At 61.9% G+C, this 25,839-nt stretch carries 27 protein-coding genes, 2 tRNA genes and 1 pseudogene; 17 read left to right on the plus strand and 13 right to left on the minus strand.

The genetic code is table 11. From position 1 onward, the window contains the following. The first annotated feature begins 21 nt into the window (after positions 1-21). Positions 22-819, plus strand: coding sequence for a C39 family peptidase (locus H0241_RS21195; protein ID WP_181059799.1), 798 nt, complete (start codon positions 22-24; stop codon positions 817-819). A gap of 83 nt (positions 820-902) precedes the next feature. On the opposite strand, the gene H0241_RS36140 is transcribed toward H0241_RS21195, so the two are convergent. After that, positions 903-1,034, minus strand: coding sequence for a hypothetical protein (locus H0241_RS36140; RefSeq protein WP_268926426.1), 132 nt, complete (start codon positions 1,032-1,034; stop codon positions 903-905). Between the two features lie 105 nt (positions 1,035-1,139). Then, complete coding sequence (locus tag H0241_RS21200) at positions 1,140-1,793, minus strand: hydrolase (RefSeq protein ID WP_181059800.1); 654 nt, start codon at positions 1,791-1,793, stop codon at positions 1,140-1,142. A gap of 156 nt (positions 1,794-1,949) precedes the next feature. Between H0241_RS21200 and H0241_RS21205 the strand changes: the two are divergent. From H0241_RS21205 to H0241_RS21215, 3 genes and pseudogenes are all read left to right on the plus strand, one after another. Next, a pseudogene (locus H0241_RS21205) lies at positions 1,950-2,842 on the plus strand (LysR family transcriptional regulator). 113 nt (positions 2,843-2,955) lie between these two features. After that, entirely contained in the window at positions 2,956-3,321 is a 366-nt protein-coding gene (locus H0241_RS21210; protein WP_181059801.1) for a VOC family protein, read from the plus strand. A 70-nt stretch (positions 3,322-3,391) separates the two neighbouring features. Then, positions 3,392-4,093: a methyltransferase family protein gene (locus tag H0241_RS21215; RefSeq protein ID WP_181059802.1), complete on the plus strand. Its 702-nt coding sequence runs from the start codon at positions 3,392-3,394 to the stop codon at positions 4,091-4,093. 43 nt (positions 4,094-4,136) lie between these two features. Here H0241_RS21215 and H0241_RS21220 read toward each other — a convergent pair whose 3' ends face one another. Together H0241_RS21220 and H0241_RS21225 are read right to left on the minus strand one after the other, a co-directional pair. Further along, on the minus strand, positions 4,137-5,021 hold the full coding sequence (locus H0241_RS21220) for an alpha/beta fold hydrolase (RefSeq protein ID WP_181059803.1): 885 nt from the start codon (positions 5,019-5,021) through the stop codon (positions 4,137-4,139). 71 nt (positions 5,022-5,092) lie between these two features. Next, complete coding sequence (locus H0241_RS21225) at positions 5,093-5,836, minus strand: SDR family NAD(P)-dependent oxidoreductase (protein ID WP_181059804.1); 744 nt, start codon at positions 5,834-5,836, stop codon at positions 5,093-5,095. A 153-nt stretch (positions 5,837-5,989) separates the two neighbouring features. Between H0241_RS21225 and H0241_RS21230 the strand changes: the two genes are divergently transcribed. Then, a complete protein-coding gene (locus tag H0241_RS21230) occupies positions 5,990-6,886 on the plus strand; it encodes a LysR family transcriptional regulator (protein ID WP_181059805.1) in 897 nt (298 codons plus the stop codon). A 330-nt stretch (positions 6,887-7,216) separates the two neighbouring features. Continuing rightward, positions 7,217-8,944, plus strand: a complete 1,728-nt coding sequence (locus tag H0241_RS21235; protein ID WP_181059806.1) for an adenylate/guanylate cyclase domain-containing protein — start codon at positions 7,217-7,219, stop codon at positions 8,942-8,944. 102 nt (positions 8,945-9,046) lie between these two features. Here H0241_RS21235 and H0241_RS21240 read toward each other — a convergent pair. The 3 genes from H0241_RS21240 to H0241_RS21250 form a co-directional block, all read right to left on the minus strand. Continuing rightward, a tRNA-Arg gene (locus H0241_RS21240) sits at positions 9,047-9,121 on the minus strand. 55 nt (positions 9,122-9,176) lie between these two features. Beyond that, positions 9,177-9,935 (minus strand): SDR family NAD(P)-dependent oxidoreductase, encoded by a 759-nt coding sequence (locus H0241_RS21245; protein ID WP_181059807.1) that lies wholly within the window; start codon positions 9,933-9,935, stop codon positions 9,177-9,179. A 581-nt stretch (positions 9,936-10,516) separates the two neighbouring features. Next, positions 10,517-11,449 (minus strand): hypothetical protein, encoded by a 933-nt coding sequence (locus tag H0241_RS21250; protein ID WP_181059808.1) that lies wholly within the window; start codon positions 11,447-11,449, stop codon positions 10,517-10,519. Positions 11,450-11,838: 389 nt separating this feature from the next. On the opposite strand from H0241_RS21250, the gene H0241_RS21255 reads away from it, so the two are divergent. From H0241_RS21255 to H0241_RS21265, 3 genes are all read left to right on the plus strand, one after another. Then, the gene (locus H0241_RS21255) at positions 11,839-12,078 is read left to right on the plus strand and encodes a hypothetical protein (RefSeq protein WP_181059809.1); all 240 of its coding nucleotides are present in this window, start codon (positions 11,839-11,841) and stop codon (positions 12,076-12,078) included. Positions 12,079-12,328: 250 nt separating this feature from the next. Continuing rightward, a complete protein-coding gene (locus H0241_RS21260) occupies positions 12,329-12,583 on the plus strand; it encodes a transposase (protein ID WP_181059810.1) in 255 nt (84 codons plus the stop codon). Beyond that, a complete protein-coding gene (locus H0241_RS21265) occupies positions 12,580-13,149 on the plus strand; it encodes an IS5 family transposase (protein ID WP_235984407.1) in 570 nt (189 codons plus the stop codon). Before H0241_RS21260 ends, H0241_RS21265 begins: the two co-directional genes overlap by 4 nt. A gap of 220 nt (positions 13,150-13,369) precedes the next feature. On the opposite strand, the gene H0241_RS21270 is transcribed toward H0241_RS21265, so the two are convergent. Further along, positions 13,370-13,446 (minus strand) — tRNA-Arg (locus H0241_RS21270). A gap of 148 nt (positions 13,447-13,594) precedes the next feature. Continuing rightward, complete coding sequence (locus tag H0241_RS21275) at positions 13,595-15,112, minus strand: ATP-binding protein (RefSeq protein ID WP_181059811.1); 1,518 nt, start codon at positions 15,110-15,112, stop codon at positions 13,595-13,597. Between the two features lie 324 nt (positions 15,113-15,436). Between H0241_RS21275 and rpmH the strand changes: the two genes are divergently transcribed. From rpmH to H0241_RS21295, 4 genes are all read left to right on the plus strand, one after another. Further along, positions 15,437-15,571, plus strand: coding sequence for a 50S ribosomal protein L34 (rpmH, locus tag H0241_RS21280; RefSeq protein WP_008833937.1), 135 nt, complete (start codon positions 15,437-15,439; stop codon positions 15,569-15,571). 16 nt (positions 15,572-15,587) lie between these two features. Beyond that, positions 15,588-15,941 (plus strand): ribonuclease P protein component, encoded by a 354-nt coding sequence (gene rnpA / locus H0241_RS21285; RefSeq protein ID WP_181059812.1) that lies wholly within the window; start codon positions 15,588-15,590, stop codon positions 15,939-15,941. 14 nt (positions 15,942-15,955) lie between these two features. After that, positions 15,956-17,770 carry a membrane protein insertase YidC gene (gene yidC / locus H0241_RS21290; protein WP_181059813.1) on the plus strand — a complete coding sequence of 605 codons (1,815 nt, stop codon included), beginning with the start codon at positions 15,956-15,958 and terminating at the stop codon, positions 17,768-17,770. A gap of 351 nt (positions 17,771-18,121) precedes the next feature. Then, a complete protein-coding gene (locus tag H0241_RS21295; protein ID WP_181059814.1) occupies positions 18,122-18,688 on the plus strand; it encodes a fasciclin domain-containing protein in 567 nt (188 codons plus the stop codon). A 146-nt stretch (positions 18,689-18,834) separates the two neighbouring features. On the opposite strand, the gene H0241_RS21300 is transcribed toward H0241_RS21295, so the two are convergent. The 3 genes from H0241_RS21300 to H0241_RS21310 are packed head-to-tail and all read right to left on the minus strand — an operon-like array spanning position 18,835 to position 21,891. Next, positions 18,835-20,382: a DHA2 family efflux MFS transporter permease subunit gene (locus H0241_RS21300; RefSeq protein WP_181059815.1), complete on the minus strand. Its 1,548-nt coding sequence runs from the start codon at positions 20,380-20,382 to the stop codon at positions 18,835-18,837. Further along, a complete protein-coding gene (locus H0241_RS21305) occupies positions 20,379-21,668 on the minus strand; it encodes an HlyD family secretion protein (RefSeq protein WP_181059816.1) in 1,290 nt (429 codons plus the stop codon). Before H0241_RS21305 ends, H0241_RS21300 begins: the two co-directional genes overlap by 4 nt. Further along, entirely contained in the window at positions 21,661-21,891 is a 231-nt protein-coding gene (locus H0241_RS21310; RefSeq protein ID WP_235984398.1) for a hypothetical protein, read from the minus strand. Before H0241_RS21310 ends, H0241_RS21305 begins: the two co-directional genes overlap by 8 nt. A gap of 219 nt (positions 21,892-22,110) precedes the next feature. Between H0241_RS21310 and H0241_RS21315 the strand changes: the two genes are divergently transcribed. The 3 genes from H0241_RS21315 (at position 22,111) to yihA (ending at position 23,736) form a co-directional block, all read left to right on the plus strand. Then, entirely contained in the window at positions 22,111-22,332 is a 222-nt protein-coding gene (locus tag H0241_RS21315) for a hypothetical protein (RefSeq protein WP_235984399.1), read from the plus strand. A gap of 109 nt (positions 22,333-22,441) precedes the next feature. Beyond that, a complete protein-coding gene (locus H0241_RS21320) occupies positions 22,442-23,080 on the plus strand; it encodes a CatB-related O-acetyltransferase (protein WP_181059817.1) in 639 nt (212 codons plus the stop codon). Further along, positions 23,077-23,736 carry a ribosome biogenesis GTP-binding protein YihA/YsxC gene (gene yihA, locus H0241_RS21325; protein ID WP_181059818.1) on the plus strand — a complete coding sequence of 220 codons (660 nt, stop codon included), beginning with the start codon at positions 23,077-23,079 and terminating at the stop codon, positions 23,734-23,736. The genes H0241_RS21320 and yihA overlap by 4 nt, the downstream gene beginning before the upstream one ends. A gap of 9 nt (positions 23,737-23,745) precedes the next feature. Here yihA and H0241_RS21330 read toward each other — a convergent pair whose 3' ends face one another. Beyond that, positions 23,746-24,489, minus strand: a complete 744-nt coding sequence (locus tag H0241_RS21330; RefSeq protein ID WP_181059819.1) for a TetR/AcrR family transcriptional regulator — start codon at positions 24,487-24,489, stop codon at positions 23,746-23,748. A 146-nt stretch (positions 24,490-24,635) separates the two neighbouring features. Between H0241_RS21330 and H0241_RS21335 the strand changes: the two genes are divergently transcribed. Continuing rightward, a complete protein-coding gene (locus H0241_RS21335) occupies positions 24,636-25,820 on the plus strand; it encodes an HlyD family secretion protein (RefSeq protein ID WP_181059820.1) in 1,185 nt (394 codons plus the stop codon). Positions 25,821-25,839: the final 19 nt, after the last annotated feature.

Raw genomic sequence — 25,839 nt, forward strand, 5'->3', positions numbered from 1 at the left:
TGTTTTATGAGCCGGCTTTTAATGCTTGCAACGATCGTGGCAATGTTCGCGCTACCCGCTCGAAGCGAAACGCTCCCGATTGATCCGGTAGCGCAGGAAAGCCCAGTCTGGTGCTGGATCGCTGTGACGGAAATGCTGATGAAGCACTATGACGTTCCGAACGCGAATGGCGGCGGCGACTATCAGTGCGGGATTGTAGGTACAATTGCATTTGGCACACGTGCGCAGATGTGCGTGTCGAATTGCGCTCTTTGCCAGGTACCCGCCGGCAGTGCCCAAACACTGGTTGAAGCAATTGAAGCATATCCTAAGCGCGTTAGAGCGCTCCTAGGGTTGAATGCGGACGACGTTTCCGCAACCCATCGAGCACGTGCATTGACAGAAGACGAAGTGGTCGAGGAAATAGACGATGGAAACCCGATGATTGCTGGCATATCGCCGTCTGGAGGCAGTCCCGGCGTCTCTCAACACGTTGCCCTTATTGTAGGCTATGATGACGATGGCGCTACCTTGATCGTCAACGATCCTTTTCCTTTTGACCCATCTCATAATCCTTACCTCGCGGCCGGAGCGAACGAGTTGGAGCCTGGCCAGTATGAAATCAGCAGGACGACTTACAAAAGTGCCCTCCGCTGGAGGGAGACGATACTTGTTAAGAGTTCGGCACCAGGAGAAGACACGCAATCCCCTCCCCATTTTTGCTGTACCGCCGCAGGGCGTCTCGGACCTTATCCAAATGATGGGAGCACTCTGTCTGGAGGCGCTTGCTTCGGCACAAACGCATTCGGAATAGCCTTTCAGGGTACCGCCTGCCTCTGAGGCTCGTCGTACCAGCAACGGCGAGAAGCAAGCGTGCAATGAGCGGTATTGGCTGGGGCGAGACCGATCGGGTAGGACGGTTCCTAAATCGAGAAAGGGCGAGAGTGCCGCGCCGATCTCGGCCTGCTCTCGCGCGCCGGGTCGATGCGTTGCGCGGGATCGCGCTCGCCGAAGACCCGTTCGAGGTTGGACTGCACGATCGTTTCGTAGTCCATCGGTGTCTTCCTGAAGGTGGGACTGCAAAACGTCCGGGGATGACTTGGTCCGACAAGAGTCGCGAGCGCTTCAAGCCTGTCGGGCCCCCGCCATGCCCGCTCAGATCAGCCTGCGGCGCTAGGCACCGGCGTGTTGAGCAACTGCTGCTCCCAAAGATACGCGACGCCGCTGCCGCCAAAGTGCTGGATGAGAATCTCGGTCAGCTCCTCGACATGCTCGGTGCGCGCCCAATCGCGTTGCCATTCGCCAGCGAGCGCCATCACGGTCATCACGTTCGCGCCGGCCGCGATCATGCGCTGGATGGCAACTTCGTGAGACTCTTTCGAAATCCCACCCGACGCGTCGGTGATCACGGTCACGTCCCAGCCTTCGCCGGCGGCCTGGATGGCAGGCATGGCGACGCAGACCTCGGTCCACAGGCCGGCGATGATCAGCTGCTTGCGGCCGGTCGCCTTGACGACGTTCACCACATTCTCGTCCTGCCAGGTGTTCACCCAGGTGCGATCGATGACTTCCTGGTCCGGAAATACGTCGGTGATCTGCTTAAAGAGAAGTCCACCGCGCGCCGCGATCACGCTGGTCAGAATGGTCGGAACATTGAAGGCTTTTGCCAGCTTCGCCAGCGCGGTCGTGTTGTTGACCACCATGTGCGGGTCGTGGCTGTTGAGGTTTGCGAGTTGATAAGGCTGGTGGTCGATCAGAACGAGGACCGAGTCTTCAGGACGAAGAAGCGAATCAAGGCCGTTACGAGGGGTCATCAAGACTTCCTTTCTCTGCCGCCATGGGCGGCAATGGGTTTCACGGAAGACATGCGCCGGCAGGCGACGTTGCCTGAGGCGCAATTTGCTGTTCCTCTTGGCGATGCGGTAGTGCCATAATCAAGCAAGCTGTGTCGCGAAACGAGGAACGCCCAATTGGACATCGAAGATCTGCAGACATTCGTCGCTGTGGCCGATGCAGGAGGCGTATCGGCCGCCGCGCGCCGGCTCGGCGTCTCCAAGTCAATCGTCAGTCGGCGCTCTTTCGGGTTGAAGCGGAGCTTGGCGTCCAGCTTCTTGCACGAACGACCCGCGGCGCCGCGCTTACGGAAGCGGGGATCACGTTCAGGGATCACGCAGCCCGAGCCACCGCCGAGATCGACACGGCCAGGGAAACGATCCTCCCCACCGGTGATCTGCGCGGTCGTCTGAGAGTTGCCATGCCGCTTTCTTTCGGCCCGACCCACTTCGCCCCGGTGCTTGCGGAAATGGCGCATGAGCACCCGCAGCTCCAGATCCATACCTCCTACAGCGATCGCTTCGTTGATCTCATCGCAGAGGGCTTCGACTGCGCGATCCGGGTCGGGTACCTTCAGGACTCCAACCTGATCGCCAAGCGCGTCGGACCGATCTATGGAAAGCTCGTCGCAAGTCCGGATTATATCAAAACACAGGGTTCACCTCAGACGCCAGATGAACTCGTCACCCATCAGGCACTCATGCAGGGGACGGAAGCCTGGCAGTTCATGGATGGTGACAAGATCGTCACGGTTCAGCCGCAGGGCAGGTTCAAGGCCGACAACGCCACGGCGCTCGCCGCCGCCGCAGTGGCAGGACTCGGTATCGCTTGGCTCCCCGATTGCATCACGTATGAACATGTGGCCTCCGGCGCGCTCATTCCAATCATGACACGCTATCCACCACCTTCGGCAGGTGCGTATGTCATCCGCCCGCCTGGTCAGCATCCCGCGCGGAAAGTACGAGTTCTCACCGAGATGCTGATCAAGAGCTTCGAACTGAATCCATACCTTTGGGGGCTCAGCCGCTGAACGCGACGACATCGACGGCGCGTCCAGGGGCTCTGCGCGATGTGAAGGGGCGGCAGGCCTTTGGTAGGAACTGAATATACCGTCGCGGGTTATCGGAGACGGGAGGAGTTTGAATGATTTCCGTCCGATATATCGTTGCCGACGTCGACGAGGCGGTCGACTTCTATCAAGACAATCTCGATTTCAAGGTCGACAAGCACAATCCGGGCAAGTTCGCTGCGCTGTTGCGCGACGAATTCACGCTATATCTCAGCGCCCCAGGCGCGGGAAGCGGTGGTCAGGCGGGCGGCATTCCGAGGCCTGGCGGGTGGAACCGGTTCATGATCGTTACGAACGAGCTCGACGTTCTGATTGAGCGGTTGCGTCGGGCTCATGCACGATTCCGCGGCGATATAAGCGACGGCGGCGCCGGCCGTGCCATCTTGCTCGAAGATCCATCGGGCAACGTCATCGAGCTATTCGAATTCAAGAAGGACTGAAGCTGCAGGCGCGGCTGACGCTGCGATTGACAGGACTTGGCTGGGATAGAATTCTCCACCGGCAAGGAGAATGGCCATGGCCGATGTCTCGCGCGGCGCCTTGATCCAGGCGGTTGTGTCGCTTGCGGTGACCCTGCTGCTGATGGGCGCGGCGCTGTTCCTGTCCGCCGGCACGCTGCAATGGCCGCATGGCTGGTGGTTCATGGCGGCGTTTCTCATATTGACCATCATCTCCATGATCTGGCTGTGGCGCGTGAACCCCGAAATCTTCGTCGCCCGCAGCCGGCCGACCGGCAAGGGCACCAAAAGCTGGGATATTCTGCTGCTGTGGATCCTGCTCGCCAGCTTCCCGGCGATCCTGATCGTGGCCGGCCTCGACGACGGCCGCTTTCGCGGGGCGCCGGCGCCGACATGGGCTGTTGTGCTTGGTCATTTGCTGCTGATTGTCGGCTATCTCGGCACCGGATGGGCGCAAGCGGTCAACCGGCATTTCGAGCCAAGCGTGCGCATCCAGTCCGACCGCGACCACCATGTGGTCACCACCGGTCCATATGCTTATGTCCGCCACCCCGGCTATGTCTTCGGCACAATTCTTTTCATCGGTGTGGCGCTGGCGCTGGGCTCGCTATGGGCGCTGGCGCCGGTCGCACTGGCAACGCTCGTCCTAGTGATCCGCACCCGCCTCGAGGATGCGACCTTGCAGTGCGAACTGCCCGGCTACGCCGAATATGCGGCGCGCGTGCGCTACAAATGGATACCGGGCGTCTGGTAGCGTCCTTTGCCGGCGACGAGGGCGCGGCGGCCTTGATGAACAACTACGCGGCACTACGCTCTTCGGTTGGAAACGGAACCTCGGCGTTCAGGAAACGCGTCACGTCTGCGACAAACAACGCCGGATATTGGAACAGAGAGCCGTGTGCCGAGTCAGGGTAGATGATCAGCTGGGCATTGGGCAGGTTCTGCTGCAGGATGTAGGAGTTGATCGTATAGATGATGACGTCGTTGCTGCCGTTGATGACCAGGGCAGGCTGTTTGATGTCCTTCAAGTAATCCCAGGCGTTTTCGCGCTTGGCGCCCCATTTGGCGATAGCGGCGCGCTGTGCCAGCGCAGCGATCTCGGCGACCTGAGGATCGCGATCTTCGGTGCGGAGCTGAGAGCGTTTAAGAAACCGACGTCCGGCAGCCTGGCTCGCTTGCGAAGGCGTAAAGTGAACACGAAGCCACAGGTCGTCAGGGTTCTCATAGGTCGCACCGAATATCTGGGCGCCTTCGGGCGTACCGGTATCCATGCTCTCGCCGCTTCGTGGTCCAGTGCCGACCAATACCAGTCGGCGAACGATATCCGGGGCCTGTAGCGCAATTTCCTGGGCGACCAGCCCTCCGATGGAGAAGCCAAGCACATCGGCCTGCTTGAGCCCGAGCGCTCTGATGAAGGCAATCGCGTTGGCACCCATCTCGGCAAACGTCTCCGGAACATCGCCTGAACTGCTGGAGACGCCGGCATTGTCGAACAGGATGACTTCGCGCTCCTTGGCAACACCATCTGTCACCGCCGGATCCCAATGGTCCATCGTGCCCATGAAATGCATGTTGAAGACAAGCGGAACGCCGCCTGGTTTGCCGAAGCGGCGGTAGGCGAAGCGGATGCCGCCGACTTCCACGATCTGGGTCGGCGCGGTTTGGTGAGTGTATTGGGTCACTGGGATTTACCTCATAAAGCAGTGCGATGTCGCCAGCCGGGCGCGGAGCAACTTCCGCGCCCGGGACAGGATCAGCGGGACTTGCCGCCGTCGACGTTGAGGACATGGCCGGTGATGAAGGAGGCTTCGTCCGATGCGAGGAAGACGATCGCGTCGGCGAGTTCCTCGGTGAGGCCGAGACGACCCATCGGAACGGTTGTCACCAGAGCCGCCTTGTTCTCCGGGGTGCCGGTGAAGCGCGTCAGCATGCCGGTGTCGGTTGGTCCGGGCGCCACAACGTTGACACGGATACCCGCGTTGGCGATTTCGAGCGCCACCGACTTGGTGATGCCTTCGACGGCGTGCTTGCTGCCGACGTAGACCGACGCCCCCTGCGCCCCCTCATGTCCGTAGGTAGAGGAGATGTTGATGATGCTGCCGCTGCCCTGTTCCTGCATCACGCGCACTTCGTGCTTCATGCTCAGGATGACGCCGAGAACATTCGTGTCGAACGTCGCGGCATAGCTTTCGGCGGTCTGGTCTGTAATCGGGCCAACCTGGCCTTCGGTACCGGCATTGTTCACCGCAACATCGAGACGACCAAACTTTGCCACGGTCTTGTCGACCAGGGCGCGGACATCATCCTCCTTGCGGACGTCGGCGTTGATGAATTCAGCTTCCGAACCGAAGGAGCGCAACTCCTTGGCGAGCGCCCTGCCGGCCTCATCGCGCCGGCCGGCGACGACCACCTTCGCACCCTTCCTGGCGAAGGCGACGGCGGCGGCGCGTCCGATACCTGTCAGTCCACCTGTGATCAAAACAACGGGGTTGGTCATATATCCAGTCCTTTGAGATATGGCGTCCGTGTAAGGCGGATGCCTGATTGGGAAGCGAAGATCGTTTTCTTCTCCGCTGATTTGGGTTCTGCTGGCGTGACTGAAAAAGACTTTGTAAGTTGCGGCCCATGCCTCTGAGGCATGGGGTCCATCATGGAATTGAGACATCTTCGTTATTTCGTCGCCGTCGCCGAGGTGGGCAGCCTGACGGTCGCGGCAAAGCGCCGGCTGCACACGGCGCAGCCGTCCTTGAGCCGTCAGATGAGTGATCTGGAGTATGAGGTCGGCGCCCAGCTCATGGTCCGCACGGCACGAGGCATAGAACTGACTGCCGCCGGCCGCGTCTTCCTCGACCATGCCCGGCTGGTGCTGGCCCAGGTCGAGGCGGCCCGTGAAGCGGCACGTCGCGCCGCGGAGCCTTCCAAGCCATCCTTTGCCGTGGGCTTCCTGACCGGACAGGAGATGGACTGGCTGCCCGAAGCCATGCGCATTCTTCGCGATGAGCTTCCCAACATGGAGGTCACCGTTTCCAGCCAATATTCGCCGCAACTCGCCGACGCGCTTATGCGAGGCAGACTTGACGTCGCCTTCATGCGGCCGGAGGCACAAACGCCTGATCTGGTCTACAGGCTGGTCACCAAGGAGCCGCTGGTCGCCGTCTTGCCTGACGATCACCGCCTCGCCGCGCGCGATGTTATCGACCCGCGCGACATTGTCGGCGAGACGTTTGTCAGCGTATCGAATACGGCGCCGGCGCTGCGGGTCGTCATCAACGACTATCTGGAGCGATCCAAGCTGAATATCACGCCGGATCACGAGGTGGACAATCTGGCAATGGCCATGTCCCTGATCGCCTCGACGCGGGGCGTGGCGTTCTTGCCGGCCTATGCTCGGAACTTCATGCCCCGGTCCGTGGTCAGCCGCCCCCTGAAGGGCGATGCACCAACGATTGATCTGGTGGTCGGCTATCACAAAGCCAACGCATCGCCGACCCTCAAGCTATTCCTGTCAAGAGTGGACGAGTTGATCACTCGCGGTCGAAGAAGCTAGGGGGATCTGTCGGAGTGCGCGCATCGCTCGCTATGGGTGCCGGCCGCGCCGGCCACCTAGCCCGGTTGCGCAACAAGCGACGATGATTAGCTCAGCGGCTCAGATGGCAGAGTGACCGATCTCGATCATGATCTGAAGCGTCACAGCGGGCAAAGGTTCAAATCCTGTCCCCGCACTCAAGGTGCTAGCGGCGGGATCGCCGCCAAAGTCGCAAGTGCGCGAATTCCGGACTTTTACCTGCGATCCCGCGAAAGCAAGATCTCGACTTTCAGACACCAAGAATAGCTCGTACAGTCTAACTTTCCTCAGCACATCGACTGTGGGATCGGTATGGCGGAACAGCAGACGACGCGCCGGCTATCGGCCATCCTCGCAGCCGACGTTGTCGGTTACTCCAGCATGATGGGAACCGACGAGGCAGGTACCGTTGCGGCGCTGCGGGAGGTTTGGCAGGAGACCTTCAATCCCGCTGTCACCGCGCGTCACGGCCGCATCGTAAAGATGATGGGCGACGGAGCGCTAGTCGAATTTCCAAGTGTGGTTGGCGCTGTGGAATGCGCAGCGGCGATCCAACGTGCGATGACGCAGCGCAATCTCGTCGCTGGCGTCCCAATTCAGTTCCGCATCGGCATCAATCTTGGCGACATCATCGTTGAGGGCGATGACATTTTCGGTGAGGGCGTGAACATCGCGGCGCGAATCGAGGCCATCGCCAAGCCCGGTGGCGTGTCGGTGTCCGCTTCTGTTCGTGAAAATGTCGGCAACAAGCTCGAACTGGCTTTCGACGATACCGGCGAGCACGGCCTCAAGAACATCGAGCAGCCGATACGCGTGTACAATGTCGTTTTGGACGCTGTGTTGCCCAAGGCCGCCGCCAGCGTGCGCGGTTCGGGGACGCGGACCAAAGGCAGCGTAGCCGTGCTGCCCTTCTCCAACATGGGAGGAGATCCGGAGCAGGATTATTTCGCTGAAGGCATCGCGGAAGACATTCTGACTGAGCTCTCGCGTTTCAGAAACCTGTTCGTGATTGCCCGGAATTCATCTTTCTCATTCAAGGGGAAGAACCTTGGTACTCAGGAGATCGCAAAGGCACTGAATGTCGAATATATCGTAGCTGGCGGCGTGAGGCGCATTGGCAAACGCGTCCGCGTGGCGGCACAACTTATCCATAGCACTACTGGTCAGGAACTCTGGGCCGAACGCTATGATCGCGAAGTTGAAGATATCTTCGTCGTCCAGGACGAAGTTGTCCGGACCATCGTTGTCACGCTCGAATCGCGACTTCAGTTGGCAATAGCCAATGATGCGAGCAAGCGGGACCTCCCGAGCTTGGCGGCCTACGAATGCGTTCAATTGGCAAAAAAGTATGTTGCCCTGCACGACGCTCCACGGGCGATGCCATTTGTGGAGAGGGCTCTCCAACTAGATGCTGAATATGCCGTTGCTCATGCTATGCGAGCCGCCACGTTCTACGTGCAATACCTCGGAACCGCGCGAGCGGACACACTCGACGAAATGGCGGCCGCCGCTCGAACCGCAATTGGCTTGGATGACGGCGACTCCTCTGGCCATGCGCTGCTCGGAATGGCGCTGATTCTCAAGCGGCAATACGAGTTGGCAGCCTCCCATTTGGAACGTGCCATCAGCCTAAACCCCGCCAATGCCACTGCGATGGCATACCAGGCAGAGTTGTTTCTTCGAAACGGTGATTTCGCGATAGCGCTCAAGACGATGGATGAGTTGCTTCAACGCGATCCAATTCCGGCGACATGGCACTGGGAAATTCGAGGCATGGTTCTGCTAATGCTTCGACGATATCAGGAAGCGATCTTGGCATTTTCTCGGCAGGCCCACCCGTTTTGGTACATTCATGGCTATCTGGCGATGTGCCAGGCACGCCTTGGGCATCTAGGTGAGGCGAAGGCTGAGATACAGAAGCTACTATCCGAGATGCCCGAGATGACCATTGGCCGGTATCCCGAGATCGAGCCATTTCGAAAACAGGAGGATCGCGACTTTATGGCTGAGAGCCTTCGGCTGGCTGGACTGCCGGAGTAGCGATGCCAAGGTTGGCGCGACCACTCGCAATGTCGTCTAGGTCAAACCTTCCCGCTCGACACGGCGCTGTCTTAGGTGGACGATTTTCGTTGATACTGGATCGGCTCCCCGAAGAGATTCGAACTCCTGACCCCCAGATTCGTAGTCTGGTGCTCTATCCAGCTGAGCTACGGGCGCGCAACAGGCCATGACTTGCATGAACCCCATCGTGAACGACCGGTCGTTTTCGCATTCAGCCCTTGCGCTCCTGAAGGCTGTTGCCGCCGTCGACCACCAGCAGGGCGCCATTGACGTAGCTGGCGCCTTCCGATGCCAGGAACACCACCGCTGCGGCAACCTCGTCGGGCCGCCCGGCCCGCGCCGGTGGCGTGTGCAGGGCAGCTTGCCGCTCCATTGCGCTCGACGAGCCCGTTTCGATCCAGCCGGGGGCCACGGCATTGGCCGTGACGCCGCTTTTTGCCGCTTCGAGCGCCAGCGTGCGCGTCAGGCCGACCATGCCGGCCTTGGCGGCGGAATAGGCGGCGGTGCCTTCGAAAGACACCAGCGGCCCGGTAACCGACGCCACATTGACGATGCGCCCATAGCCTGCCTCTACCATCGCCGGCAGAAACGCGCGGGTGACCAGGAACGCGGTCTTCAGGCTGACGTCGATCCCCTGGTCCCAGTCGGCCTCGGTCATGGCGAGAAACGCCCTGTCAACCGAGGGCGATGCCAGCGAGCCCATGCCGGCATTGTTGACCAGGATGTCGACAGCGCCGACATCAGCCCGCAGCCGCGCGACTTCGGCTGCGATGGTGAGATCGGCGACCGCGGCTTTGGCATTGATGCCTTCGGCGCAAAGCTCGGCGGCGCGGTCGAGTACACGCGCGCTGGCACCGTTCAGGAAAACGGCATGACCGGCAAGGCCGAGCTGCCGCGCAATGGCAAAGCCGATGCCGTCGGCAGCACCCGCCCCGGTGATCAGCGCACGCTTGGTGGGAGAAGAAGGCATGGTCAAATCAGGCTCCGCTGGTTCCGCCGTCGCGGTCTTACCACGCACATTGAGCGATGACGCTGCGAAGATTTACTCTGCAACATTCCGCTCCGCTCTACGTTCTCGAAATGCGGAAGTCGGGGGCGTTGGTGCATCGCGGTCGGTCAAGTGATATCTACCAGCGGTTTGTAGCGTAGCCGGCACGCTCACCGCCGGACATTGTCATCCCGCCGAGGGAGCCATCCATCCCCGACAAGGGCGATCCACATGGCGGAAGCGAGCGCGAACTGCACGCCGCCGAGATCGCTCTCCACGGTCGAATGGCCTGGCAGAAGCGACACGGTTACGGCAGGCGCTCCCTTGTCGAAACGGCAATCTCACGCATCAAGAGGATCAACGACGGACGCCTGAAATCCCGGACCTTCGGGCCTCAGCAGAACGAGATCGCCATCCACATCAAGATTGCCAACCGCAACATGATCATTGCGAGGCCGCTCTCCGAGCGCGTCCGCTGACACCGCTACAAAGTCAGACGATTATCCGGTTGCCTCTGCGCACCAAAGTCGTCGCCGTCGAGAGCTTGTCAAGTTCGCGCGCTTTTAGCCCGCGTGCTGCAGCCAATGGCGGTCGAACACGTCGAGGATGGCGCGGTATTCGGACGGCGGGATCTGGTTGACGCCGCCGTCGCTGTCGGCACCGAGGAATTGGCCGAACTGGCGGTCGACCGCTTCCGGGTGCTCCATGACGATGCCGAGACTTGCTAGGTCGGCGGCGATCGAGATGCCGGGCGGCAGGGGCCCGCCCCATTGTTCGGCGGCGGGCGCATCGCGCAGGCGCACCAACAGGATCCTGGTGGCCGAGGGCTGCGCTTCCGGGGCGAAGATGGCGGTGCCGACCATATAGCCGCCGAGCACGCTCACCGGCTGCGTATGCGGGAACAGGCAAAGGAAGGACTGCGCCTCGCCGCCCACCTCCTTCAGATGCAGATAGAGGCTGCGCTTTGCCGGCGTGACCGGCCCGGAGAGCTGCAACTGCCCGGTCGGCAATGTCTCGCGATATGTGGCGGTGAAGGCATGCGCACCCGGCCCCGCCTCGATCGCCAGGCGGCCCCTGATGAGTTGGCCGCGATAATAGGGCGACCAGGCGCGAGAGTACCAGGCATAGGTCCCGGCGAGCGCCAGTCCGATGCCTTTGTCGTCATGCCCGGGCGAGGCAGCGGACTGCGCGTGGGCGCGGCGTTCGAGCTCCGCCGCGTCGATGCCGTGGCGGGCGGCGATCGCGGCCGCGAAGCTCGGCAGATCGCTCTCGGCGATCCAGGCGCCGGGCTGCTCGATGCGCAGCACTTTCGCCCAATCGTCGTAGACGCTGTGCTCGCGAGGCTGTGCGCGGCCCTGCAGCCATTTGTCGGCGCGCCCAACATCGAAAGCCGTCTTCGGGTTAACGGCGCGGAACGCCGCCGCCAGATCCTTGCGGCTGGCGGTTCCCAGCACGACCGAGGTCATTCGTAACTTCTGCGCGATGTTCAGTGCCATCCGGCTGCACCTGTTCCATCCCGATGGAATCGGGATTGGCTTCTTGTTCGAGCGAAGATCATGCTTTCACGCTCCCCGCTGCAACCTGAGCAAGCAAGCCATGTCGCAGGCTCCACGTCCGGTCGCTTTATTTCTACTGGCTAATATTCCAGGAATTCCAGAGAATTCCATGCCGTTCCGCACGTAGCCCCTTTTCGCGCCATCGACCAGCGCTAAGCTCGACATGGGCAAGGGGCAGATCGTCAGGAAGAACGCGCTGAATGTGGGGCTTGAGTTCCCCTTCCTTCGTAGGGCTGTGACACGCTCGATGTCGAGCAACGGCGAAACCCGGCTGCGAAGACCGGGAACAACCGAACCGTAATGCCACCTCATCAAGAAGGAACTACCAGATGACCTCAACCGCCTCTTCCAGACTCACCTTCGTTATGTTCACCGCAGGATGCATCGCACTGGCGCTGCTTTTTGCAAACGCGCCGGCCGGAGGATTTCCGTCGAAATATGTCAAGGCGCCCGCGCCGCAGGCCCTCCAGCCCACGCGTATCGCGGTGGACAACGAGGCGCACGCGATACGCTTCTATATCGACGGCAAGCAGGTCGCCCTGCTCGACGCGTCCGGTTTCAAGCAATGAGGAGGCAGCAGAGCCAAGAGGGAAAACCGTCGGCGTTGGTGCATCGCGGTCGGTCAAGTGATATCTACCAGCGGTTTGTAGCGTAGCCGAGTTTTTTCATGCCGTTCAAGTTCCATGATCCGCACCGTCATCGCGTGCCGAAGGCGCGGTATAGGGTTCGAAATTGGAGCGAATACGATCGCGGCCTTGTGGCGCGCGGCGATGTCCGGATGTGGATATCGGCGGATGCAATTGACGCCTGGAAGGCCGCATGCCGAACACGCCTGGCGGGCAGAGACGCTTCTCCAACCTGGCGATCGAGACCGTTCTTGTAATGGGATCGCTTCACAAGATGGCGCTTCGCCAGACGGAGGGATTTGTCCGCAGCGTCATTGAGTTGATGCGTCTCGATCTGACTGTTCCTGATCATACGACACTGTCGCGGCGACGAAGAACTGTTGCGGTGACCGACTTCCGCTGGCCGCGCAAAGGCCGGTTGACCTTGTTATCGACAGCACCGGGCTGAAATTCTACGGCGCAGGCGAATGGGCAAGGCACAAACACGGCGAAACACGCCGTTCCTGGCGAAAACTGCACATTTCGGTCAACCCGGATGACAATGAGATCATCGCCTTTGAGTTGACCGACGATGATACCTCGGATGCGTCGATGATCGGCGAACTCGTCGCCAATTCCGGCGGTAACATTCGTCGCGTCATTGCCGATGGAGCTTATGACGGTGAGCCAACATATAAGGCGATCCGCGCTGCCCGCCCGGCACGCTCACCGCCGGACATTGTCATCCCGCCGAGGGAGCCATCCATCCCCGACAAGGGCGATCCACATGGCGGAAGCGAGCGCGAACTGCACGCCGCCGAGATCGCTCTCCACGGTCGAATGGCCTGGCAGAAGCGACACGGTTACGGCAGGCGCTCCCTTGTCGAAACGGCAATCTCACGCATCAAGAGGATCAACGACGGACGCCTGAAATCCCGGACCTTCGGGCCTCAGCAGAACGAGATCGCCATCCACATCAAGATTGCCAACCGCAACATGATCATTGCGAGGCCGCTCTCCGAGCGCGTCCGCTGACACCGCTACAAAGTCAGACGATTATCCGGTTGCCTCTGCGCACCAAAGTCGTCTGGTTCGATCGCTAGCTGGCGGCCAGAGCGAAAGCCTGAAGGTTCAATATCCGCCGAGCGAAGCGGTGACGAAACGGTCGCAGGATGTCGGCAAGCATCCGATTGAACGGATCGCACATTTGAGCGTCTATCGGCAGCGCCGAGGTGGCGTGGAAAAGCGTAGATTTTGGCGCGCCCGAAGAGATTCGAACTCCTGACCCCCAGATTCGTAGTCTGGTGCTCTATCCAGCTGAGCTACGGGCGCGCAACAGGCCATGACTTGCATAGCCCCGCGATCCGATCCTGGCGACCGGCCGCGACGAGACGTGTTCCCTAACGACTGAATTTCCGAAAAGCAAGCCGATCCGGCAAAAGTTTTGTCGCAGGCAGATCGAGGTGTGTTGCGATTCGGCTCAGGCCGGGCGGCGCAGGCCGGTGCGGGCCTGGTCGAGGCGGACCGGCTGGTCGGGGATGGTGACGGCGAAGGTGGTGCGGCCGCCGATCGATTCGACCAGCTCCACCGTGCCGCCATGGGCGCGGATCAGCTCGTGGGCGATGGCAAGGCCAAGGCCGGTGCCGCCGCTGCGGGCCGAACCGCGAAACGCCGCGAACAGGTTTTCGCGCGCCTTGGGCGGCAGGCCGGGGCCGGAGTCGGTGACGATGATGCGGCTGACGCTGCCGATACGCTCGGCCGATACGGCGAGCCGGCGCACCAGCGCGCTCTCAGAGTCCGCCGCCATCGCCTGCACGGCGTTGCGGCACAGATTGGTGAGCACGCGAAACAGCTGGTCGGAATCGGCATCGACCTCGAAAGCGAGCTCGACAGCGTTGACGAATTCGATGCCGTCCTCGATGTCGAGCAAGCCGTGGACGTCGTCGACCAACTGGCGCAGCCGCAAGCGTCGGCGCGAGGGCGCCGGCTCCTGGGTGCGGCCATAGGCCAGCACACCTTCGGAATAGGACACGGCGCGGTCGAGCGCCCGCAAAAGCTTTGGCGCGAAGGCCTGCACGGTCGGGTCCTTGACCAGGCGCAGACGGTCCGACATCAGCTGCGCCGAGGCCAGGATGTTGCGCATGTCGTGGTTGATCTTGGAGACGGCGAGGCCAAGATCGGCAAGGTGCTTCTGCTCGGCCAGCATCTTTTGCAGCCGTTCCTGCATTTGCGACAGTTCGCGTTCGGCGACGCCGATCTCGTCGGCGCGGGCGGCCGGATGGATGATGCGCGAGGGATCGTCGGGCGCCTCGGAGAAGGACAGCATCGAGCGCGTCATGGTGCGGATCGGGCCGATCATAATCAGGTCGATCGCGGCATAGACCAGCATGGCGGTGAACAGCGAGATCAGCAGCGAGACGAAGGCGACGTTGCGCGAATAGCGCAGCATGGCGTTGCGCAGGGAATAATCGGGCATGATCAGCTCGAATTCCTTGTCGCTGTCGCCGACCGGGCCGAAAACCCTGAGCATGCGCTTGCCGCCGAAGAACAGCGTGTCGAGCGCCCCGGTCATGCCCTTGATCATGCCGACATTGGCGATGTCGATATGCTCGTCGACCTGCGGCGGCATTTCGGCCACCACCAGCAGGCGCGAGACGCCGCCGTCGCGCACCGCGATCGCCTTGGCGCCGATCGCCATCAGCACGTCGTTCTGGGCGGCGCGGGATAGCGAATTGGGCTCACCCTGCACCAGCACGATCGACACCGCGGCAGCGGTGCTCAGCCTCTCCTTCAGCCAGGCCAGGCGGTAGCTGGCGATCCAGGGCAGGAAAATAAGGACTTCGGCCAGGAGCACGAAGACGATGGTAAGCAGCAGCAGCTTGGTCGACAGGCCGCGCGCCAAGGATACCGAGCGGCTTGGAACTGGGCGAACGGTTGCCGGGCTGGCGTCGGCTTTCGCCGGGCCGGTCCCTTCATCCGCTGAGGCAACTTCGCTCATTAAGGCCTGTCTTCACAAACGCTTGATCGGTTCAGATTAGGCGATTGCGGCTTTTTTGCCAATTTCATCCTTCGTTGGACGATGGTACCAGCCAGTAAAACCGCCTCGAACTGGTCGTTCGCGCCGCGACGAACTGTTGGTTCGCGCCGCGACGAACTCATAGTTCGCGCTGGATTGACTCCCAAAGACCTTCTTTCTATAAGCCCGCTCACGCTCGGGCCATTCGTCCCGGCGCGGTTTCGATCGCGCCAATACCGGCCCGGCAAAGCTCCTGTTACACAGTGACAGAATCAAGAAGGGCCGCACCCCGCGGTATTAAAACAAATGAAGCGTACCTACCAACCGTCCAAACTCGTCCGCAAGCGCCGGCACGGTTTCCGTGCTCGCATGGCCACCAAGGGTGGTCGCGGCGTCGTCGCAGCTCGCCGCAACCGCGGCCGCAAGCGGCTCAGCGCCTGAACGGAAGACGAGATCGTTGCCCGCAACCGGCAAGCCAGTGGGACCAAACCCCAAGCGGCTTCTGAAACGTGCGGAATTTCTGGCCGTCCGCCGCGGTGAAAAGCGGCGCGGGCGGCTTTTTCTCGTTGAGGTTCTCGACCGCAATGACGGCCTGTCGCCGCGTGTCGGCTTCACCGTCACCAAGAAAGTCGGCAATGCAGTCGTGCGCAACCGCGTCAGGCGGCGGCTGAAAGAAGCCGTGCGCACCCATGCCGCAAGTGACATGGCGCCCGGCAATGACTATGTCATCGTCGGGCGTGAAGACGTGCTTACCATTCCGTTCGGCCAGTTGAAGGCCGAACTCTCCCGCCGTCTCAGCGGATCACGATAGGCCAAGGGCTTTCGATGGAAAACAACCGGAACTTCTACATCACCATCGTCTTGTCGGTGCTGATCCTCGGGCTGTGGCAGATTTTTTACGTCATGCCGCGCAGCGAACAGCAGCGCGAGGCGGCCCGCATCGAAGAGCAGCGGGTGGCGGAGCAGAAGAAGGCGGCCGAGGCCGCTAATCCCGGCGGCACGACGGCGCCGGCGGCGCCCGGCGCCATCCCGAACGCGCCCGGAACCTATGTCACGACACCGGAAGGCCGTGCGCAGGAAGTGGCCAAGACCGCCCGCGTCAACATCGATACGCCGAGCCTGTCGGGCTCGATCAACCTGACCGGCGGGCGCCTCGACGACCTCAAGCTCAAGCACTACACCGAGACCGTCGACAAGACCTCGCCGCAGATCCAGCTGCTCAACCCGCAGGCGCTGCCCACCGGCTATTATGCCGAGATCGGCTTTGTTGGCAGCGACACGACCGGCGCGGTGCCGGGCCCGGAAACCGTCTGGAGTGTCGACGGCAATGCGACCCTGACGCCGGCGACGCCGGTGACGCTGACCTTCACCAACGACAAGGGCCTGACCTTCAAGCGCACGGTTTCGGTCGACAACGACTACATGTTCACCGTTTCCGACGCGGTGCAGAATTCGGGCTCGGCCCCTGTCACGCTGTCCAACTACGGCCGCGTCATCCGTTTCGACAAGCCGGCGATTGCCAGCTCCTATGTGCTGCATGAAGGCCTGATCGGCGTCACCGGCACGGAAGGCCTGCAGGAGCACAAATACGCCGACATCGAGAAGAACAAGCTCTACACGCCTGGTAAGTCGACCGACGGCTGGCTTGGCATCACCGACAAATACTGGGCGGTCACCCTGGTGCCGACCGAGAAGCAGCCGTTCCAGCCGCACTATGCCTATTACGACAATGGCCGCCCGCGCTACCAGTCGGACTTCCTCACCGACCCGATCACCATTGCCGCCGGTCAGTCGGCGACGGTGGAGACCGAAATCTTCGCCGGCGCCAAGGAAGTCAACAAGATCAATGCCTACGCCCAGGACCGCCAGATCAGGCTGTTCGACCGGCTGATCGATTGGGGGTGGTTCATCTGGATCACCAAGCCGATGTTCTACCTGATCGACACGCTCTACAAATTCTTCGGCAATTTCGGCCTGGCCATCCTGGCCACCACCGTCGTCGTCAAGACCATCTTCTTCCCGCTCGCCAACAAATCCTACGCGTCGATGGCGAACATGAAGAAGGTGCAGCCCAAGATGCTCGAGATCCGCGAGAAATACGCGGACGACAAGATGAAGCAGCAACAGGCGATGATGGAGCTGTACAAGACCGAGAAGATCAATCCGCTCGCCGGCTGCTGGCCGGTGGCGCTGCAGATCCCGGTGTTCTTCTCGCTCTACAAGGTGCTCTACATCACCATCGAGATGCGGCACGCGCCGTTCTTCGGCTGGATCCAGGATCTGGCGGCGCCCGATCCGACCTCGATCTTCAACCTGTTCGGCCTGCTGCCTTTCGCGCCGCCGGCCTTCCTGCCGCATATGGGCGCCTGGGCGGTGGTCATGGGCATCACCATGTTCCTGCAGATGCGCATGAACCCGACGCCGCCGGATCCGACCCAGGCGCAGATCTTCACCTGGATGCCGGTGATCTTCACTTTCATGATGGGCAGCTTCCCAGCCGGCCTCGTCATCTACTGGGCCTGGAACAACACGCTGTCGATCCTGCAGCAGGGCGTGATCATGAAGCGCCAGGGCGCCAAGATCGAATTGTGGGACAATCTGGCGGCACTGTTTCGAAAGAAACCATCGCCGGCTGAGTAGCCGGCGCCCCTTCTGGCCAACTCGAAAAGCCCCGGTTCGTCCGGGGCTTTTTTGTTGGGCGACATGTGCATCACGTTCCCGTGAGGCGCGAAACTTGAAGCACGTGAAGGGCGTGTCTCATCCTGTATCCCCCAGGACGTTCAGGACGGATCACCCTTCATTCGAAAATAGCTTCGCTGGAGCCGCATCCTCTTGGCTTAGGTCGCGGGGACATTGGTTCCGGGCGGCCGACTTGTCTTTAAGTATTTGTTTATATTATATTTTCACGATCGTTTCGAAACTTTCCCTCCGCCGCCGCGTAACTCTCCCCGACAATCGAATCAACAATTGTCGCAATGGAAGGGTTCTCCAATGGCACAGTCCATCCTCAAAGCTCTCTGTATCTCGGCCGTCCTCACGGTCTCCGGCCTCACCGCCACGAGCGTCTACACGTTCGCCAATCCCGCCGTCGGCGGCGCCGCGATGTCGACCACGAAGAACATCGTCGAGAATGCGGTCAACTCGCCGATCCACAAGACGCTGGTCGCAGCCGTCAAGGCAGCCGGTCTTGTCGACACGCTGCAGAGCGCCGGTCCGTTCACCGTGTTCGCGCCGACCGATTCCGCCTTCAAGAAGCTGCCCGCCGGCACCGTCGCCACGCTGGTGAAGCCCGAGAACAAGGACAAGCTGACCAAGATCCTGACCGCACATGTCGTTTCCGGCAAGATCTCGGCCAAGGAGATGATGACCAAGGCCAAGGCGATGGGCGGCAAATATGAAATGAAGACCGTTTCCGGTGACACGCTGACCGCTGAGGTCAAGGGCGGCTCGCTCTACATCGTCGACGAGTCCGGCGGCGCCGCCAAGGTGACGATCGCCGACGTCAACCAGTCGAACGGCGTCATCCACGTCGTCAACAAAGTGCTGTTGCCGAAGTAACGGCTTCCGGAAAAGGGGATGTCGGCAAGTCCGCGACGGCTTTCTCGGCTTGCCATCCCGCCTCATGACGAGGTGCCATGTGTTGCGGAAGCCGCCTTCGACACGACCGGGGTCCTGCTTGTCCTTCGCGGGGCCCCGGTTTCGTTTTACTCGACGACGGCGCTGTGGTCGATCTTGGCCGGGGTTGCCGGCTTGCGCAGCAAGAGCACCAGCGGGATGGCCGCCAGCGACAGGATCATCATCAGCTTGAAGTCGTTCATGTAGCTGATGATCGTTGCCTGCAGCGTGACCACGCCGTCGAGCGCGGCGCGACCTGCAGCGCTGTAGGGGTTCATCGCCTGGAATATCGCCGGATTGCTGAACGCCTGGTTGTAGGGCGTGACATAGGTGGCGATGTTGGCGTGGTTGATCTGCACATTCTGCGTCAACAGCGCGGTGACGACCGAGATGCCGACGCTGGAGCCGATGTTGCGTGAAAGATTGTAGAGGCCGGTGCCTTCGGCACGGCGCTCCGGCGCCAGCGTGGCGAAGGTGATGGTGGTCAACGGCACGAACAGGAAGCCGAGGCCCGCACCCTGGATGAAGCCGGTGCTGATGATCGTCCATTGCGAGACATCGGGGGTCCAGCCGGTCATGTCGTACATCGCCCAGGCGGTGATCGCGAGGCCGGTGAACAGCAGCCAGCGCGTGTCGACCTTGCCGACCAGCCTGCCGACCAGGAACATGCAGGCCATGGTGCCGAGGCCGCGCGGCCCCATGACGATGCCGGCCGTGACGACGGGATAGCCCATCAGCGTCTGCAGATAGGGCGTCATCAGTGCCAGCGAGGCGAGGTAGGTGATGCCGATGATGAAGATGAAGACCATGCCGACGGCAAAGTTGCGGTCGAGGAACAGCCGCGGGTTCACGAAGCTGTTGCGGGCGGTGAAAGTGTGGACGAGGAAGATGTAGAAGGCCGACGCGCAGATCAGCGCCTCGACGATGATCTCGGATGACGAGAACCAGTTGAGCTGCTCGCCCCGGTCGAGGAACATCTGCAGCGCGGCAATGGTGATGCTAAGCGCCCCGAAGCCCAGCCAGTCGAGCCTGGCCTTGAGGTCCATCTTGGTTTCCATGACGAACATCGACACGCCGGCAAAAGCCAGCGCCCCGATCGGCACGTTGATGTAGAACACCCAGCGCCAGCTGACATTTTCGGTCAGCCAGCCACCGATGACCGGGCCGAGCACCGGGCCGACCATGACCGAAACGCCGAACAGCGCCATCGCCGAGCCGCGCTCCTCGACGCTGTAGATGTCGAGCAGGATGCTTTGCGACAGCGGCACCAGAGCGGCGCCGAACAGGCCTTGCAGCAGCCGGAAACCGACGATCTGCGGCAGCGACTGGGCGAAGCCGCACAGCACCGAGGCGACGACGAAGCCGGTGATCGAGGTCAACAGGATGCGCTTGCGGCCGAAACGGTTGGCGAGATAGCCCGAAGGCGGCGTCATGACGGCGGCGGCGACGATATAGGAGGTCAGCACCCAGTTGATCTGGTCGGCGCTGGCCGAGACGCTGCCCTGGATATAGGGCAGCGCAACATTGGCGATGGTGGTGTCCAGCGCCTGCATGATGACAGCCAGGATCACGCAAGCGGTGATGGCGCCGCGGTTGGCGACCACCGGCGTGGCACCTGTCGCGGCAGCGCTGCTCATGACTTCTGCTCGAACCGGTTGATGAGGTTGGTGACGAAGTCTGGCAGACCGCGCGCATGGCCGGTGTCGACGTCGACGACGACGCTCATGCCGCCGCGCAGCGGCGGCTTGCCGGCGAGATCGTCGACTGTCACCCGCATCGGGATGCGCTGCACGACCTTGACCCAGTTGCCGGTGGTGTTCTGCGCCGGCAACAGCGAGAAGCTCGACGACGAGGCCGGGCTGATCGAGGCGACCGTGCCGTGCCACACAGCGCCCGGATAGGTGTCGACGCTGATCGTTGCCGTCTGCCCCGGCCGGACATAGGTCAGTTCAGTTTCCTTCGGCTCGGCCTCGATCCACAGATCGGTCGCCGAAATCAGGCTGAAGGCCGGCTGCGAGGCCGGCAGGTACTTGCCGACCTGCAGCGCGTCGACATTGGTGACGATGCCGTCGAACGGCGCCTTGACGGTTGCATCGCCGAGGTTGCGCTCGGCGTCGTCGACCGCCGACTGCGCCTGCAGATAGAAAGGGTTCTTCTCCACCGGCTGGCTGGCATCGCCGCCAAGCTGGGCAAGGGTCGCCTGCGCCGTCGCCTTGGCCACCGACACTTTCTGGCGGGCGGCGACGAGATCATGCTGGGCGCTGTCGAAGCTTGCCTTGGAGGCTGTCGAGGTCTTGAGCAGATCCTGCTGGCGCTGGAAGGCGGCCTCGTAATAGGGGATGTCGGCTTGCGCCTGGTCGATCTGCGACAGCGACTGCTGGTAGCTCGCCTGCAGGGTCAGCACCTGGTTGCGCACTGTGCCCAGCTGCGCCTGGGCGGCAGCAAGCGCGGTCTCGAAAGAGGCAGGCCGCAGGCGGAAGAGCACATCGCCCTTCTTCACCGCCTCGTTCTCGTGCACATCGATCTCCTGCACGGTGCCGGAGACGTCGGTGGAAACGCCGAGCGACTGCGCCTGGATGTACGCATTGTCGGTGGTCATGACCTGGCCGCCGATGACGTAGTAATAGCCGCCGACGATCAGCGCGATCGGCAGCAGGGCAAACAGGACCGGCCGCGTCAGGCTGCGCTTCGGCTTGACTGGGGCCGGCGGCGCGGCAATGACCGGAGCCGGCAGCGGTTGCGGCTCCCTGGTTGGCGCCTCGAGCGCTGCCGGTTCAAGCGCAACCGGCGTTTCCAGCTCGCCATCGTCGATGACCGCGCCGGCGCGCCTTTGTTCGCGCTCGCTGTCCAGCCGGATGATCTGGTCGCGCGGCCGATCCGTGGCGTCTTCCGCCGGTTTCTTGGGTGATGTCGATTCAGCCATGGGTTTTCTCCCGGTCGACGGCTGGCTGGGTACAAGCCTCGAGCAGATTGGATTGGATCAGGGTCAGGGTTTGCAGCCGGGGCTGCCCGATATTGGACGGGCGCGAACGCTGCTCAGGCCGCCGCCTGCGAAACAGGCGCGCGGCATCGTGCAGCACGAAGCTGATGTTGGGTGAGGAGGACATGGAGGAGATCAGGGTCTGCGGGCAACTTTTCGTGAGCATGCTTATTATCATCATGCACATAATCCTGCTGGACGCCGTGCGCAAGATGGATTAGGCCGCCTGGAGCAAATGTCCCATCGGCGTGGCGCAACAGAAGGACCGGCACGAGCCGGTGAAACAATGACGATAAATTGGCTCCGGATCGCTGCTGTGGCTGTCCTGTCGGGATGCGCGTTTCCGGCCGCCGCCAAGGACGCCGTCAGCTGTGGCGGAGCCGCCATGCTGGGCGGTGCGCAACTGAACTGCAGCCATGTCGAAGCCAAGGCGCCGCCGCAATTCTGCAGCTTCAGCTGGGCTTTGCACATGGCGACCGGCGATCAGAAGATCGTCGAAGGCAGCTTCCTGCTGCCGCCTGGGGCCGCGAATGTCCAAGTCTATCAGGGCGGTGGTTTCGACCGCGCGATGTCCGATCCGATCGTCATCTGCCGCGGCACGAAGTGAACGTCGAAGCCCTGCAGGGCTCGCTCATCGGGCGATTAGTGCTATAGGGCGGATCACGCTATTTTGAACGGCGCACGCACCCGGCTGCCACTTCTCGACGGACCTCGCCATGGACGGACCCAACCCAGACATCAAGCACCCGATTCCGATGCACACCCGCGTCGGCTTCCTGAAGCCGCTGGTCACCGCGCCGAATATCGAGATCGGCGACTTCACCTATTATGACGATCCGGACGGACCGGACAAATTCGCCGAGCGGTGCGTGCTGCATCATTATCCGTTCATCGGCGACAAGCTCATCATCGGCAAGTTCTGCGCCATCGCCGAGGGAGCGCGCTTCATCATGAACGGCGCCAACCATGCCATGTCCGGCTTCTCGACGTACCCGTTCAACATTTTCGGCCATGGCTGGGAACAGGGCTTCGATCCACAAACGTGGTCGCAGGAAGTGCGCGGCGACACAATGGTCGGCAATGATGTATGGATCGGCATGGATGCGGTGATCATGCCAGGCGTGTCGATCGGCCATGGCGCCATCGTGGCAGCGAAATCGGTGGTGACGCATGACGTGCCGGCCTATGCGATCGTGGCCGGCAATGCGGCAAAGGTGGTGAAGATGCGCTTCGACGACAGGACCGTGCGGCGGCTGCTTTCGGTGGCGTGGTGGAATTGGCCGGTGGACAAGATCGGCCGTAACCTCAATGCCATCAGGGGCGCCGATATTTCCAGGCTGGAGGCAGCGGTTTGAACGCGTTGGGCAACACTGTTATCGGCGTCGAGCTGTTCACCAAGGGTTGGATCTTCATCCGCGGCGTGCCGGCGATGAAATTCCTGCCGCCGGAAGGGCCGCCGGAAATCGCTTTCGCCGGCCGCTCCAATGTCGGCAAGTCATCGCTGATCAATGCATTGGTCGGTCATAACGGGCTGGCGCGCACCTCCAACACACCAGGGCGCACGCAGGAGCTCAACTATTTCGTTCCGGGGGGGGTTTCCGGCGAAGGCACCGACCTGCCGCCAATGGCGCTGGTCGACATGCCGGGCTACGGCTATGCCAGCGCGCCGAAGGAGAAGGTCGACGACTGGACCAAGCTGGTCTTCGACTACCTCAAGGGCCGCGTGACGCTGAAGCGGGTCTATGTGCTGATCGATGCCCGCCACGGCATCAAGGCCAAGGACGACGAGGTGCTGTCGCTGCTCGACAAGGCGGCGGTGTCCTACCAGATCGTGCTGACCAAGACCGACAAGATCAAGGCGGCGGGCGTGCCGCGGCTGATCGAAGAGACGCTGCTGAAGATCAAGAAGCGGCCGGCGGCGTTTCCATTCGTTCTGGCGACGTCGTCGGAAAAGGGCGAGGGTCTGGACGAGCTACGGGCGGCGATCGTGCTGGCCGCCAATGGCGGCTGAACAAGCCGACTAGGCCTTTACCTTGGCCTTCGCTTCCAGGGCGATCAGCTGGTGGCTTTCTTCCTCGGCAAGCTTTTCGGTGCCGTAGTACTTCAGGAACACGTCGACGCCCGACCGCACGATGTGGTCGATTTCATCCTGGCTCGGCGCCTTGGTGCGGTAGGCGAAGATGCACTGGCGAAACAGGCCGGCCAGGCACAGTTCGGTGAACTGATAGGCGGCAAGGTCGACATCGTCGATCTTGAGCAGGCCGCGGTCAACGGCGGCATTGAGGAACTGCGCCACCTTGTCATGGCCGCGTTTGGGGCCACGCTCGTAAAACCGCGCGCCCATGTCGGGTATCCTGTCGGAAGCGCCGATCACCGTGCGTTGTGCCTGGATCACCTTGGCCGAGGTGATCTTCATCGACAGCACCTTGCCGAACTTCACCAGAGTCTGGCGCAGATCGTCGGCGCGGTCGAGCATGTCATACATGTTCTTGAAGATGGTGCCGCGCTCTTCCTCGATCAGCGCCTCGAACAGCTCTTCCTTGTTGGCGAAGTAGACATAGATCGTGCCCTTCGACACGCCGGCCTCGCGGGTGATGTCGTTCATCGACGCCGCTTCGAAGCCCTTGTCGATGAAGACGCGGCGCGCGCCCTCGATGATCTGGCTGCGCTTTACCGGATCCTGGCCCGCTGCCGGGCGGCCGCGACGCGCGCTGTCCAGCACATCGCACGGATCATTTTCGGCGTCGGCTAACGTGTCGGCCATAAAAGTCACACCTCGCAAAATAATTCGAACCGATCGGTTCGATTGCCCTTGATATGGGCCCACTTTGACGCTATGTCAACGTCCACATCGAACCGAACGGTTCAGTATAACACGAATTCCTTATATAGCGACAGTAGCGAGATATCATGTCCTCGAACACCCCAACCACGACCGCTGAAGTCCGGCCTTTTCCCACCGCCAAGGTCTCGCCGGTCATCGAAGCTCCGGAAGCGCCTCCCAAGCCTGCCGCCGAAGTTCTGGCCGAGACCCCCGCCAAGAAGAAGCGGTCGGCGCGATCGCTGATGCTGCCGATTATCGGCCTGGCGCTGCTCAGCGCCGGTGCCTGGTATGGCTATAACTACTGGACCGACGGCCGGTTCCTGATCTCGACCGACGACGCCTATGTGCAGGCCGACATGTCGTTCGTGTCGCCGAAGATTTCCGGCTATGTCGACCAGGTCAAGGTCTCGGAGAACCAGCAGGTGAAGGCCGGCGACCCGCTGCTGACGATCGATGACGGCGACTACAAGATTGCCGTCGCCCAGGCCGAGGCGCAGATCGCCACGCTGGCCAAGACGCTCGACCGCATCGACGCGCAGACCAAGGCCGCGCAGGCCTCGTTGCAACAAGCGCAAGCACAGAAGGTCGCCGACCAGGCCGCCGCGGATAATGCAGCACGTGCGCAGCAGCGCGCGGCGCAACTGGTCAAGACACATGTCGGCACCCAAGCGCAGCTCGACGACGCCCAGACCGCTCTCGACCAGGCCAACGCCGCTCTTGTCGGCGCCGACGCGCAGATCGCCGCCGCACAGGCCAATATCGGCGTGTTCGAGGCGCAGCGCGCCGAATCCGCCAGCACGCTGGCCTCGCTGCAGTTGAACCGCGACAAGGCCGCGCGCGATCTTTCCTTCACCGTGCTCAAGGCGCCCTATGACGGCGTCGTCGGCAACCGTTCGGTCGAGCAGGGCGATCTCGTCAGCCCCGGCCAGAAGCTCGCCGTCGTGGTGCCAATGGACAAGCTCTACATCGTCGCCAACTTCAAGGAGACGCAGCTGGCCAAGCTGGTGCCCGGCGAAAAGGTGCGGGTCTCGGTCGACGCCACGGACGGCCATGATTTCGAAGGCACGGTGTCGTCGTTGGCGCCGGCGTCGGGTGCGGTGTTCTCACTGCTGCCACCGGAAAACGCCACCGGCAACTTCACCAAGGTGGTGCAGCGCGTCCCGGTTCGCATCGAGGTGCCGGCCGATGTTTTGAAGGCAGGCAGGCTGCGTGCCGGCCTGAGCGTCATCGTCGCCGTCGACAGCCGCACGGCTCCGGCCGCGGCGAACTGAGCGGCCGCAAGGGGATAAC

The sequence above is a fragment of the Mesorhizobium neociceri genome, assembly GCF_013520985.1.
GTDB classification, from domain to species: domain Bacteria; phylum Pseudomonadota; class Alphaproteobacteria; order Rhizobiales; family Rhizobiaceae; genus Mesorhizobium; species Mesorhizobium neociceri.

What these genes read in the sequence shown, in the direction of transcription:
- H0241_RS21195 (WP_181059799.1), top strand. Translation starts at nt 22, where the DNA reads ATGCTTGCAACGATCGTGGCAATGTTCGCGCTACCCGCTCGAAGCGAA.
- H0241_RS36140 (WP_268926426.1), bottom strand. Translation starts at nt 1,034, where the DNA reads ATGGACTACGAAACGATCGTGCAGTCCAACCTCGAACGGGTCTTCGGC.
- H0241_RS21200 (WP_181059800.1), bottom strand. Translation starts at nt 1,793, where the DNA reads ATGACCCCTCGTAACGGCCTTGATTCGCTTCTTCGTCCTGAAGACTCG.
- H0241_RS21210 (WP_181059801.1), top strand. Translation starts at nt 2,956, where the DNA reads ATGATTTCCGTCCGATATATCGTTGCCGACGTCGACGAGGCGGTCGAC.
- H0241_RS21215 (WP_181059802.1), top strand. Translation starts at nt 3,392, where the DNA reads ATGGCCATGGCCGATGTCTCGCGCGGCGCCTTGATCCAGGCGGTTGTG.
- H0241_RS21225 (WP_181059804.1), bottom strand. Translation starts at nt 5,836, where the DNA reads ATGACCAACCCCGTTGTTTTGATCACAGGTGGACTGACAGGTATCGGA.
- H0241_RS21230 (WP_181059805.1), top strand. Translation starts at nt 5,990, where the DNA reads ATGGAATTGAGACATCTTCGTTATTTCGTCGCCGTCGCCGAGGTGGGC.
- H0241_RS21235 (WP_181059806.1), top strand. Translation starts at nt 7,217, where the DNA reads ATGGCGGAACAGCAGACGACGCGCCGGCTATCGGCCATCCTCGCAGCC.
- H0241_RS21245 (WP_181059807.1), bottom strand. Translation starts at nt 9,935, where the DNA reads ATGCCTTCTTCTCCCACCAAGCGTGCGCTGATCACCGGGGCGGGTGCT.
- H0241_RS21250 (WP_181059808.1), bottom strand. Translation starts at nt 11,449, where the DNA reads ATGGCACTGAACATCGCGCAGAAGTTACGAATGACCTCGGTCGTGCTG.
- H0241_RS21255 (WP_181059809.1), top strand. Translation starts at nt 11,839, where the DNA reads ATGACCTCAACCGCCTCTTCCAGACTCACCTTCGTTATGTTCACCGCA.
- H0241_RS21260 (WP_181059810.1), top strand. Translation starts at nt 12,329, where the DNA reads ATGCCGAACACGCCTGGCGGGCAGAGACGCTTCTCCAACCTGGCGATC.
- H0241_RS21275 (WP_181059811.1), bottom strand. Translation starts at nt 15,112, where the DNA reads ATGAGCGAAGTTGCCTCAGCGGATGAAGGGACCGGCCCGGCGAAAGCC.
- rpmH (WP_008833937.1), top strand. Translation starts at nt 15,437, where the DNA reads ATGAAGCGTACCTACCAACCGTCCAAACTCGTCCGCAAGCGCCGGCAC.
- yidC (WP_181059813.1), top strand. Translation starts at nt 15,956, where the DNA reads ATGGAAAACAACCGGAACTTCTACATCACCATCGTCTTGTCGGTGCTG.
- H0241_RS21295 (WP_181059814.1), top strand. Translation starts at nt 18,122, where the DNA reads ATGGCACAGTCCATCCTCAAAGCTCTCTGTATCTCGGCCGTCCTCACG.
- H0241_RS21300 (WP_181059815.1), bottom strand. Translation starts at nt 20,382, where the DNA reads ATGAGCAGCGCTGCCGCGACAGGTGCCACGCCGGTGGTCGCCAACCGC.
- H0241_RS21305 (WP_181059816.1), bottom strand. Translation starts at nt 21,668, where the DNA reads ATGGCTGAATCGACATCACCCAAGAAACCGGCGGAAGACGCCACGGAT.
- H0241_RS21310 (WP_235984398.1), bottom strand. Translation starts at nt 21,891, where the DNA reads ATGCTCACGAAAAGTTGCCCGCAGACCCTGATCTCCTCCATGTCCTCC.
- H0241_RS21315 (WP_235984399.1), top strand. Translation starts at nt 22,111, where the DNA reads ATGCTGGGCGGTGCGCAACTGAACTGCAGCCATGTCGAAGCCAAGGCG.
- H0241_RS21320 (WP_181059817.1), top strand. Translation starts at nt 22,442, where the DNA reads ATGGACGGACCCAACCCAGACATCAAGCACCCGATTCCGATGCACACC.
- H0241_RS21330 (WP_181059819.1), bottom strand. Translation starts at nt 24,489, where the DNA reads ATGGCCGACACGTTAGCCGACGCCGAAAATGATCCGTGCGATGTGCTG.
- H0241_RS21335 (WP_181059820.1), top strand. Translation starts at nt 24,636, where the DNA reads ATGTCCTCGAACACCCCAACCACGACCGCTGAAGTCCGGCCTTTTCCC.